Source organism: Streptococcus sp. SN3, from assembly GCF_030439905.1.
In genome coordinates this window covers 1-12008 of record NZ_JAQFJF010000014.1, presented here as the reverse complement: position 1 = coordinate 12008, position 12008 = coordinate 1, and the positions used below count along the sequence as shown (strand labels likewise).

Annotated in this window: 12 protein-coding genes; all 12 read left to right on the top strand. The window is 40.1% G+C overall.

Going from position 1 to position 12008, the window contains the following annotated elements:
- Positions 1-336 precede the first annotated feature (336 nt).
- The 12 genes from PCY71_RS14720 to PCY71_RS14665 all read left to right on the top strand — a co-directional run bounded on the left by PCY71_RS14720 (position 337) and on the right by PCY71_RS14665 (position 11747).
- Positions 337-651 carry a YdcP family protein gene (locus PCY71_RS14720; RefSeq protein ID WP_000420682.1) on the top strand — a complete coding sequence of 105 codons (315 nt, stop codon included), beginning with the start codon at positions 337-339 and terminating at the stop codon, positions 649-651.
- 15 nt (positions 652-666) lie between these two features.
- Positions 667-1053, top strand: coding sequence for a YdcP family protein (locus PCY71_RS14715; RefSeq protein WP_000985015.1), 387 nt, complete (start codon positions 667-669; stop codon positions 1051-1053).
- 28 nt (positions 1054-1081) lie between these two features.
- Positions 1082-2467 carry an FtsK/SpoIIIE domain-containing protein gene (locus tag PCY71_RS14710; protein WP_000813488.1) on the top strand — a complete coding sequence of 462 codons (1386 nt, stop codon included), beginning with the start codon at positions 1082-1084 and terminating at the stop codon, positions 2465-2467.
- A 2-nt stretch (positions 2468-2469) separates the two neighbouring features.
- On the top strand, positions 2470-2622 hold the full coding sequence (locus PCY71_RS14705; protein WP_000879507.1) for a hypothetical protein: 153 nt from the start codon (positions 2470-2472) through the stop codon (positions 2620-2622).
- 22 nt (positions 2623-2644) lie between these two features.
- Positions 2645-3850 (top strand): MobT family relaxase, encoded by a 1206-nt coding sequence (gene mobT / locus PCY71_RS14700; RefSeq protein WP_000398284.1) that lies wholly within the window; start codon positions 2645-2647, stop codon positions 3848-3850.
- A 42-nt stretch (positions 3851-3892) separates the two neighbouring features.
- On the top strand, positions 3893-4114 hold the full coding sequence (locus tag PCY71_RS14695) for a hypothetical protein (RefSeq protein WP_001009056.1): 222 nt from the start codon (positions 3893-3895) through the stop codon (positions 4112-4114).
- 116 nt (positions 4115-4230) lie between these two features.
- Positions 4231-4728 (top strand): antirestriction protein ArdA, encoded by a 498-nt coding sequence (locus tag PCY71_RS14690; RefSeq protein ID WP_000342539.1) that lies wholly within the window; start codon positions 4231-4233, stop codon positions 4726-4728.
- An 88-nt stretch (positions 4729-4816) separates the two neighbouring features.
- Entirely contained in the window at positions 4817-5209 is a 393-nt protein-coding gene (locus PCY71_RS14685; RefSeq protein ID WP_000723888.1) for a conjugal transfer protein, read from the top strand.
- A complete protein-coding gene (locus tag PCY71_RS14680) occupies positions 5193-7640 on the top strand; it encodes an ATP-binding protein (protein ID WP_000331160.1) in 2448 nt (815 codons plus the stop codon). The genes PCY71_RS14685 and PCY71_RS14680 overlap by 17 nt, the downstream gene beginning before the upstream one ends.
- Before the next feature lie 2 nt (positions 7641-7642).
- Positions 7643-9820 carry a CD3337/EF1877 family mobilome membrane protein gene (locus PCY71_RS14675; protein ID WP_000804748.1) on the top strand — a complete coding sequence of 726 codons (2178 nt, stop codon included), beginning with the start codon at positions 7643-7645 and terminating at the stop codon, positions 9818-9820.
- Positions 9817-10818, top strand: a complete 1002-nt coding sequence (locus tag PCY71_RS14670; protein WP_000769868.1) for a lysozyme family protein — start codon at positions 9817-9819, stop codon at positions 10816-10818. The genes PCY71_RS14675 and PCY71_RS14670 overlap by 4 nt, the downstream gene beginning before the upstream one ends.
- Positions 10815-11747: a conjugal transfer protein gene (locus PCY71_RS14665; protein ID WP_001224318.1), complete on the top strand. Its 933-nt coding sequence runs from the start codon at positions 10815-10817 to the stop codon at positions 11745-11747. Before PCY71_RS14670 ends, PCY71_RS14665 begins: the two co-directional genes overlap by 4 nt.
- The last annotated feature ends 261 nt before the right edge of the window (positions 11748-12008 follow it).

Below are 12008 nucleotides of genomic sequence, written 5' to 3'. Positions count from 1 at the left end.
AAAAATAGCATAAAAATCTAGTTATCCGCATAAAAACTGGACTTATCACACTTTATCAAGGTCAAAACCACTCAATTTACTACTAATTTACTACTTATGAATGAGCTTTGATACGACGATTTATCCTTGAAAAGTGAAGATATAAAGATACTTCCAATAAAATTTGAATATTTAATAGGTAGACACTTCAAAAAATGAGGTGTCTATTTTTTTACCCGATTTTGAAAGGAAGTGAACTTATGAAAACAAAAAATCAAGAATCAAAAGGTCGTTCCCCACTCTTTAAGACCATCAAACATTCATTCAGCCAATAAAAAAGAAAGGATAGGTAAAAATATGGAACTTAAATTTGTGATTCCCAACATGGAAAAAACATTCGGCAATTTAGAATTTGCTGGCGAGGATAAAGTCGTTCAGCGAAGAATCAACGGACGGCTAACTGTCTTATCAAGAAGCTATAATCTCTATTCTGATGTTCAAAGAGCAGATGATATTGTGGTGGTGCTTCCTGCTGAAGCTGGCGAAAAACATTTCGGCTTTGAGGAACGTGTGAAGTTAGTCAATCCACGTATTACCGCAGAGGGCTACAAAATCGGCACTCGTGGTTTTACAAATTACCTTTTACATGCTGACGACATGATAAAAGAATAAAGAAAGAGAGGAAAAATGATGAGATTAGCAAATGGCATTGTATTAGATAAAGACACGACTTTTGGAGAATTGAAATTCTCTGCTCTACGTCGTGAAGTGAGAATCCAAAATGAAGACGGGTCGGTTTCAGATGAAATCAAGGAACGTACCTATGACTTAAAATCCAAAGGACAAGGACGCATGATTCAAGTAAGTATTCCTGCCAGCGTGCCTTTGAAAGAGTTTGATTATAACGCACGGGTGGAACTTATCAATCCCATTGCGGACACCGTTGCTACTGCCACCTATCAAGGAGCAGATGTTGACTGGTATATCAAGGCAGACGATATTGTGCTGACAAAGGATTCTAGTTCATTCAAAGCTCAACCACAAGCAAAGAAAGAACCGACACAAGACAAATAGTCGCTAGGTAGAAAGGAGACTTTTTCGCATGAAACAGCGTGGTAAAAGGATTCGCCCATCTGGTAAAGATTTAGTCTTTCATTTTACGATAGCGTCACTCCTGCCTGTTTTCCTGCTGGTTGTCGGACTGTTTCATGTGAAGACAATCCAGCAGATCAACTGGCAGGATTTTAACCTATCACAAGCAGATAAGATTGACATTCCCTATTTAATTATCAGTTTCAGTGTCGCAATTCTTATCTGCTTGCTGGTAGCGTTTGTATTCAAACGGGTTCGCTATGATACGGTTAAACAACTTTACCACCGTCAAAAACTGGCAAAGATGATACTTGAAAACAAGTGGTATGAATCTGAACAGGTCAAAACAGAGGGTTTCTTTAAAGATAGTGCTGGTCGTACAAAGGAAAAGATAACCTACTTCCCTAAAATGTATTATCGACTTAAAAATGGCTTGATACAGATACGGGTGGAAATCACGCTGGGAAAATATCAAGACCAACTCTTACACTTGGAAAAGAAATTAGAGAGTGGCTTGTACTGTGAGCTGACGGATAAAGAGTTAAAGGATTCCTATGTGGAATATACTTTGCTCTATGACACCATAGCCAGTCGTATTTCTATTGATGAAGTAGAAGCTAAAGATGGTAAACTTCGCTTAATGAAAAACGTATGGTGGGAATATGATAAGCTCCCTCATATGTTGATTGCTGGTGGTACAGGTGGCGGTAAAACTTACTTTATACTGACACTGATTGAAGCCTTGCTTCATACAGATTCAAAACTGTATATTCTTGACCCGAAAAATGCTGACCTTGCGGACTTAGGTTCTGTGATGGCAAATGTCTACTATAGAAAAGAAGACTTGCTTTCTTGCATTGAAACATTCTATGAAGAAATGATGAAACGTAGTGAGGAAATGAAGCAGATGAAGAACTATAAGACTGGCAAAAATTATGCTTACTTAGGTCTCCCGGCACACTTCTTAATCTTTGATGAATACGTCGCTTTCATGGAAATGCTGGGAACAAAAGAAAACACCGCAGTTATGAATAAGCTGAAACAGATTGTCATGTTAGGTCGTCAAGCTGGCTTCTTTCTAATACTGGCTTGTCAACGTCCAGACGCAAAATATTTAGGCGACGGAATCCGTGATCAGTTTAATTTCAGAGTGGCTTTAGGTCGTATGTCTGAAATGGGCTATGGCATGATGTTTGGCAGTGACGTACAAAAGGATTTCTTCTTAAAGCGAATCAAAGGTCGTGGCTATGTTGATGTAGGAACAAGTGTCATATCAGAGTTTTATACTCCCCTTGTACCAAAAGGATATGATTTCTTGGAGGAAATTAAAAAGTTATCCAACAGCAGACAGTCCACGCAGGCGACGTGCGAAGCGGAAGTCGCAGGTGTGGACTGATCTTGCTGGCTGGTGTGGCAATAGCCACGCCAGCACTTAACCCCCCGTATCTAACAGGGGGGTACAAATCGACAGGAAACAGTCAAAAAAACATTAGAAAATCCTTTGGTTACAAGGGATTTACAAAATTTCAGCGTATGTCAAATGGGCTTTAAAAGTTGACATACGCCTTTTTGATTGGAGGGATTTTTACTGAATGAACAAACTTGGTTACAGCATTTAAAAGAAAAACGCTTGGCTTATGGACTATCTCAAAACCGTTTAGCTGTTGCGACTGGTATTACAAGGCAGTATCTAAGCGATATTGAAACAGGAAAAGTCAAGCCATCAGAGGATTTACAGCAGTCCCTTTGGGAAGCTCTGGAACGCTTCAATCCCGACGCTCCCCTTGAAATGCTGTTTGATTATGTAAGGATTCGCTTTCCGACAACAGACGTACAGCAGGTGGTCGAAAACATCTTACAACTGAAACTGTCCTATTTTCTTCATGAGGACTATGGTTTCTATTCTTATTCAGAGCATTATGCTTTAGGCGACATATTCGTCCTTTGCTCCCATGAACTGGACAAAGGAGTTCTGGTGGAATTGAAAGGTCGTGGGTGCAGACAATTTGAAAGCTATCTTCTGGCACAACAAAGAAGCTGGTATGAGTTCTTTATGGACGTTTTGGTGGCTGGCGGTGTGATGAAACGCCTTGACCTTGCCATTAACGATAAGACAGGGATTTTGAATATCCCTGTACTCACTGAAAAGTGCCAACAGGAAGAATGTATCTCCGTCTTCCGCAGTTTTAAAAGCTATCGCAGTGGCGAACTGGTACGCAAAGAGGAAAAGGAATGTATGGGAAACACCCTCTATATCGGTTCATTACAAAGTGAAGTTTATTTCTGTATCTATGAAAAGGACTACGAGCAGTACAAGAAAAATGATATTCCCATTGAAGACGCAGAAGTAAAAAACCGTTTTGAGATTCGATTGAAAAATGAGCGTGCCTATTATGCAGTCCGTGATTTACTCGTCTATGACAATCCAGAGCATACCGCCTTTAAAATTATCAATCGGTATATCCGTTTTGTAGATAAAGACGATTCCAAACCTCGTTCTGATTGGAAACTGAATGAAGAATGGGCTTGGTTTATTGGGAACAATCGTGAACGATTAAAACTAACCACAAAACCAGAGCCTTACTCCTTCCAAAGGACGCTGAACTGGCTATCTCATCAAGTTGCCCCGACCTTAAAGGTTGCGATTAAACTTGATGAAATCAACCAGACGCAGGTTGTAAAAGACATTCTCGACCATGCGAAACTGACAGACCGACACAAGCAGATTTTGAAGCAACAGTCAGTAAAAGAACAGGACGTGATAACAACAAAAAAATAACTCAAATACAAATTCATTGAATATAGAGAGGAGAACATTTTTATGAATTTTGGACAAAACCTTTATAACTGGTTTCTATCAAACGCTCAATCACTGGTGCTTTTAGCAATCGTTGTGATTGGCTTGTATCTTGGCTTCAAGCGTGAGTTTAGCAAACTGATTGGCTTTTTAATTATTGCGATTATTGCGGTTGGCTTAGTCTTCAACGCTGCTGGAGTAAAAGACATTTTACTAGAGCTATTCAATCGCATTATTGGTGCTTAAATAAAACCGTTCTTTTGTGGAATATAAGTGGTTTTCTTATGTTCCGCAAAGGAATGGTACACCAAACGAAGTGCGGTAGGGATTTTTGAATCTCTACAAAGAAAGGACGTGAATATATGGACGATATGCAAGTCTATATTGCGAATTTAGGCAAATACAATGAGGGCGAATTGGTCGGTGCGTGGTTTACCTTTCCCATTGACTTTGAGGAAGTCAAAGAGAAAATCGGCTTGAATGATGAATATGAGGAATACGCCATTCATGACTACGAGTTACCCTTTACGGTTGACGAATACACTTCCATTGGCGAACTCAATCGACTATGGGAAATGGTATCGGAATTACCCGAAGAATTACAATCGGAGCTATCTGCTCTGCTCACTCATTTTTCAAGCATTGAAGAACTAAGCGAACATCAAGAGGATATTATCATTCATTCCGATTGTGATGATATGTATGACGTGGCACGCTACTACATTGAAGAAACGGGTGCTTTAGGCGAAGTACCAGCTAGTCTTCAAAACTATATTGATTATCAAGCCTATGGTCGGGATTTAGACCTTTCAGGAACGTTTATCTCAACCAATCATGGGATTTTTGAAATCGTCTATTAAATCTGTCGGTACATTACTACTGGCAGATTTTCTATTTTACGGGGTGGCTCAATCAGCTACCCCTATTTTTTATGAAAGGATTGATTACATGAAGAAAATACGAAGCTATACCAGTATCTGGTCTGTGGAAAAGGTACTGTATTCTATCAATGATTTTAGACTTCCGTTTCCCATAACCTTTACGCAAATGACATGGTTTGTCGTGTCACTCTTTGCAGTGATGATACTTGGCAACTTGCCCCCTCTTTCCATGATAGAGGGAGCATTTCTCAAATACTTTGGGATTCCTGTGGCTTTCACATGGTTTATGTCTACAAAAACTTTTGATGGTAAAAAGCCTTATGGATTTTTGAAGTCTGTCATTGCTTATGCACTGCGACCAAAGCTGACCTATGCAGGAAAAAAAGTAACGCTTGGCAGAAACCAGCCACAAGAAGCCATTACAGCAGTTAGGAGTGAATTTTATGGCATATCCAATTAAATACATTGAAAACAATCTCGTCTGGAATAAAGACGGGGAATGTTATGCTTACTATGAGCTTGTTCCTTACAATTACTCATTTCTAAGTCCAGAACAGAAAATACAAGTGCATGATTCTTTCAGACAGCTTATCGCACAAAATCGTGATGGCAAAATTCATGCTTTACAAATCAGTACAGAATCCAGCATACGTTCTGCACAAGAGCGTTCCAAAAATGAAGTCACTGGCAAGCTCAAAGCGGTTGCCTATGACAAAATCGACCAACAGACAGACGCTTTAATATCCATGATTGGCGAAAATCAAGTGAACTACCGTTTCTTTATCGGCTTTAAGTTGCTTCTCAACGATCAGGAGTTTTCTATGAAAAGTCTTACCGTTGAAGCAAAAAATGCTTTGTCTGATTTTGTCTATGATGTGAACCATAAGCTGATGGGCGATTTTGTTAGTATGAGTAATGATGAAATCCTGCGTTTTCAGAAGATGGAAAAGCTCTTAGAAAATAAAATCTCTCGTCGTTTCAAAATCCGCAGGTTAGATAAGGACGACTTCGGCTATCTGATTGAACACCTTTACGGACAGACAGGCACTGCCTATGAAGAGTATGAGTACCATCTATCAAAGAAAAAGCTGGATAATGAAACGCTGATTAAATACTATGACTTGATTAAGCCTACTCGCTGTTTGGTGGAAGAAAAACAGCGATATTTGAAAATCCAGCAGGAAGATGAAACCGTCTATGTAGCTTACTTTACCATTAACAGCATTGTCGGAGAACTGGACTTCCCGTCCTCTGAAATCTTCTACTACCAGCAACAGCAATTTACATTCCCGATTGATACGTCAATGAATGTGGAAATTGTAGCGAATCGTAAAGCCCTATCTACTGTCCGCAATAAAAAGAAAGAACTGAAAGACTTGGATAACCACGCTTGGCAAAGTGATAATGAAACCAGCTCCAATGTGGCGGAAGCTCTGGAAAGTGTGAATGAGCTGGAAACCAATTTAGACCAAAGCAAGGAATCTATGTACAAGCTGTCTTATGTGGTAAGGGTATCAGCAAATGATCTTGACGAACTCAAACGTCGTTGTAATGAAGTGAAAGATTTTTATGACGATTTAAGCGTAAAACTGGTACGACCATTTGGGGATATGCTCGGCTTACATGAAGAATTTTTACCTGCCAGCAAGCGTTATATGAATGATTATATTCAATACGTGACCTCTGATTTCCTCGCTGGTTTAGGTTTTGGTGCTACTCAAATGCTGGGGGAAAATGAGGGGATTTATGTTGGCTACAGCTTAGATACTGGACGCAATGTCTATCTGAAACCTGCTCTTGCCAGTCAAGGGGTTAAGGGTTCAGTAACCAATGCGTTAGCGTCGGCTTTTGTTGGTTCGCTGGGTGGTGGTAAATCCTTTGCGAATAACCTTATCGTCTATTATGCGGTGCTTTATGGGGCACAAGCAGTGATTGTAGACCCAAAAGCAGAACGTGGCAGATGGAAAGAAACCTTGCCAGAGATTTCCCATGAAATCAATATCGTCACTCTGACTTCTGATGAGAAAAACAAAGGCTTACTTGACCCTTATGTGATTATGAAAAATCCCAAAGATTCTGAATCACTGGCTATTGATATTCTGACATTCCTTACGGGGATTTCCTCTCGTGATGGGGAACGCTTCCCAATCCTTAGAAAAGCCATTCGTGCAGTAACCAATAGTGAAGTACGAGGGTTGATGAAAGTGATTGAGGAATTACGGGTTGAGAATACGCCACTAAGTACCAGTATAGCCGACCATATCGAAAGTTTTACAGACTATGACTTTGCACATTTATTATTCAGTAATGGTTATGTGGAGCAGTCTATCAGCTTAGAAAAACAACTGAACATTATACAGGTTGCGGACTTGGTACTTCCCGACAAGGAAACTTCCTTTGAGGAATATACCACTATGGAGCTTTTATCCGTTGCTATGCTGATTGTCATTAGTACCTTTGCTTTAGACTTTATCCATACAGACCGAAGCATTTTCAAGATTGTAGATTTAGACGAAGCATGGAGCTTTTTACAGGTAGCACAAGGAAAAACACTATCTATGAAGCTGGTTCGGGCTGGTCGTGCTATGAACGCTGGGGTATATTTCGTGACCCAAAATACAGACGACCTCTTAGATGAAAAACTGAAAAATAACCTCGGCTTAAAATTTGCATTTCGTTCCACTGACCTTAACGAGATTAAAAAGACCTTAGCCTTTTTTGGTGTAGACCCAGAGGACGAAAACAATCAGAAGCGATTGCGTGATTTGGAAAACGGGCAATGCCTTATCAGTGATTTATATGGTCGTGTCGGTGTGATACAGTTCCACCCTGTATTTGAAGAACTGCTCCATGCCTTTGATACCAGACCACCTGTGCGAAAAGAGGTGTAAATGTGAAACCATCAATAGTAAACAGAATAAAATCAAACTGGACGCTGAAACGTCTAGGTAAAGTGGCAATGACAGTGGCTTTCACACTTGTGATTGCCATTTTTCTTTTAGCCATGCTGGGAACGGTGGTTCAAGCTGCGGGCTTGGTAGATGATACGGTCAATGTGGCAAATGAATACAGCCGATACCCACTTGAAAACTATCAACTGGATTTTTATGTGGATAATAGCTGGGGCTGGCTTCCGTGGAACTGGTCGGACGGGATTGGAAAACAGGTCATGTATGGACTATATGCCATTACCAATTTTATTTGGACAATCAGTTTGTATGTTTCCAATGCGACAGGTTACTTAGTACAGGAAGCCTATTCCTTAGACTTCATTTCCGCTACAGCAGATTCCATTGGTAAGAATATGCAGACCTTAGCTGGTGTGAGTGCAAACGGATTTTCAACAGAGGGTTTCTATGTTGGATTCCTCTTACTCTTGATTTTGGTTCTTGGGGTTTATGTTGCCTATACGGGACTGATAAAGAGAGAAACCACAAAGGCAATTCATGCCATTATGAATTTTGTGCTGGTGTTTATCCTATCGGCTTCCTTTATTGCCTACGCTCCCGACTACATTAAAAAAATCAATGACTTTTCATCAGACATCAGTAATGCCAGTTTATCACTTGGCACGAAGATTGTCATGCCCCATTCCGATAGTCAAGGCAAGGACAGCGTGGACTTAATCAGAGATAGCCTGTTTTCCATACAGGTTCAGCAACCGTGGCTACTGCTTCAATACAACAGTTCAGACATTGAAAGTATCGGTATTGACCGTGTGGAAAGCCTGCTCTCCACCAGCCCAGATTCCAACAATGGCGAAGACAGAGAAAAAATTGTTGCGGAAGAAATTGAAGACAGAAGCAATACCAATCTAACCATTACAAAGACCATTAACCGTTTAGGTACAGTCTTCTTCCTATTTGTCTTCAATATTGGGATTTCCATATTTGTATTCCTATTAACAGGAATCATGATTTTCTCGCAGGTACTTTTTATCATCTATGCTATGTTTCTGCCTGTGAGCTTTATTTTAAGCATGATTCCATCATTTGATGGTATGTCAAAACGAGCCATAACAAAGCTCTTTAATACCATTTTGACACGAGCTGGAATCACATTGATTATTACGACAGCATTTAGTATTTCAACCATGCTCTATACCTTATCGGCTGGTTATCCGTTCTTTTTGATTGCTTTTCTACAGATTGTGACCTTTGCAGGAATCTACTTCAAGCTGGGCGATTTAATGAGTATGTTTTCTCTACAGAGTAACGATTCTCAAAGTGTGGGAAGTCGTGTGATGAGAAAACCTCGTATGCTTATGCACGCTCACATGCACCGTCTACAGCGGAAACTTGGACGTTCCATGACTACTCTAGGGGCTGGGTCTGCCATTGTTACAGGTAAAAAAGGACAGTCGGGTTCGGGGAGTTCTGCAAGGACACAAGCAGATCACTCCCGACCAGACGGAAAGGAAAAATCAACACTTGGAAAACGTATCGGTCAAACCATCGGTACAGTAGCTGATACCAAAGACAGAATGGTAGACACTGCTAGTGGTTTGAAAGAACAGGTTAAAGATTTGCCGACCAATGCAAGATATGCAGTATATCAAGGAAAATCCAAAGTAAAAGAGAATGTCCGTGATTTAACCAGTAGTATTTCTCAAACCAAAGCGGACAGAGCCAGTGGACGCAAGGAACAGCAGGAACAAAGGCGAAAAACCATTGCGAAGCGTCGCTCTGAAATGGAACAGGTCAAACAGAAAAAACAGCCTGCTTCTTCTGTTCATGAAAGACCGACTACAAGACAAGAACAATATCATGATGAACAGACCTCAAAACAGTCTAATATTCAGACTTCATATAAGGAATCTCAACAAGCCAAACAAGAGCGTCCAGCAGTTAAGTCCGATTTTTCAAGTCCAAAAGTGGAACGCCAAGGCAATACCGTTCAAGAAAAAACCGTTCAAAAGCCAGCAACTTCAACCACTACAGCAGATAGAACTTCACAACGTCCAATCACAAAAGAACGTCCGTCTACTGTTCAAAGAGTACCACTACAAAATACAAGAAGTAGACCACCAATCAAAACCGCCACCATTAAGAAAGTCGGTAAGAAACCATGAAGTTGAAAACTTTAGTGATTGGTGGTTCTGGATTATTCTTGATGGTCTTCTCACTGCTTCTGTTTGTTGCCATTTTATTTTCAGATGAACAGGACAGCGGAATTTCCAATATTCATTATGGAGGTGTGAATGTTTCCGCAGAAGTGCTGGCTCATAAGCCTATGGTAGAAAAATATGCCAAAGAATATGGCGTTGAAGAATATGTCAACATACTTCTTGCGATTATACAGGTGGAATCGGGCGGTACTGCGGAAGATGTTATGCAGTCCTCGGAATCCCTCGGTCTTCCACCTAATTCATTGAGTACAGAAGAATCCATTAAGCAAGGTGTGAAGTATTTCAGTGAATTATTAGCCAGTAGCGAAAGGCTCAGTGTAGATTTAGAATCGGTTATCCAGTCCTACAATTATGGTGGTGGTTTCTTAGGGTATGTGGCTAATCGTGGAAATAAATATACCTTTGAACTGGCTCAAAGTTTCTCAAAAGAGTATTCAGGTGGCGAAAAAGTGTCTTACCCCAATCCCATAGCCATACCTATCAATGGGGGCTGGCGATACAACTATGGCAATATGTTTTATGTGCAACTGGTAACGCAGTATCTTGTCACAACAGAGTTTGATGATGATACGGTACAAGCCATCATGGACGAAGCACTGAAATATGAGGGCTGGCGATACGTTTACGGTGGAGCTTCCCCGACTACTTCTTTTGATTGTAGCGGACTGACACAATGGACGTATGGAAAAGCTGGAATTAACTTACCACGAACCGCACAACAGCAATATGATGTGACCCAGCATATCCCACTATCGGAAGCACAAGCTGGCGATTTGGTTTTCTTTCATTCTACCTATAACGCTGGCTCTTATATTACTCATGTTGGGATATACCTTGGCAATAACCGTATGTTTCATGCAGGCGACCCAATCGGTTATGCCGACTTAACAAGCCCCTACTGGCAACAGCATTTAGTGGGAGCAGGACGAATCAAACAATGAGAAAGGAAGATTTAATGATGAAATTTAGAAAAAATCAGAATAAAGAAAAACAGATACCAAAGGAAAAGAAACCTCGTGTCTATAAGGTCAATCCTCATAAAAAGGTTGTGATTGCCTTGTGGGTACTTTTAGGGCTTAGTTTCAGCTTTGCGATATTCAAGCACTTTACAGCTATAGATACTCATACTATTCACGAAACAACTATCATAGAAAAGGAATACGTTGATACTCATCATGTAGAAAATTTTGTAGAGAACTTTGCGAAAGTCTACTATTCATGGGAGCAATCCGATAAGTCCATTGATAATCGAATGGAAAGTCTAAAAGGCTATCTGACAGATGAACTTCAAGCTCTCAATGTTGATACAGTACGCAAAGATATTCCTGTATCGTCTTCTGTAAGAGGATTTCAGATATGGACGGTAGAGCCAACTGGCGACAATGAGTTTAATGTAACCTACAGTGTAGACCAGCTCATTACAGAGGGAGAAAATACAAAGACCGTCCACTCTGCTTATATAGTGAGTGTCTATGTAGATGGTTCTGGAAATATGGTACTGGTTAAGAATCCGACCATTACCAACATACCTAAGAAATCAAGTTATAAACCAAAAGCCATTGAAAGTGAGGGGACGGTTGATTCCATTACAACCAATGAAATCAATGAGTTTTTAACGACGTTCTTCAAGCTCTATCCTACAGCGACAGCCAGTGAACTTTCCTACTATGTGAATGACGGGATATTAAAACCAATCGGAAAAGAGTACATCTTTCAAGAACTGGTAAATCCTATTCACAATCGTAAGGATAATCAAGTCACGGTATCGCTGACAGTGGAGTATATCGACCAGCAGACCAAAGCAACGCAGGTATCTCAATTTGATTTGGTACTTGAAAAGAACGGGAGTAATTGGAAGATTATAGAATAACAAATATTGGTACATTATTACAGCTATTTTGTAATCACGTACTCTCTTTGATAAAAAATTGGAGATTCCTTTACAAATATGCTCTTACGTGCTATTATTTAAGTATCTATTTAAAAGGAGTTAATAAATATGCGGCAAGGTATTCTTAAATAAACTGTCAATTTGATAGTGGGAACAAATAATTGGATGTCCTTTTTTAGGAGGGCTTAGTTTTTTGTACCCAGTTTAAGAATACCTTTATCATGTGATTCTAAAGTATCC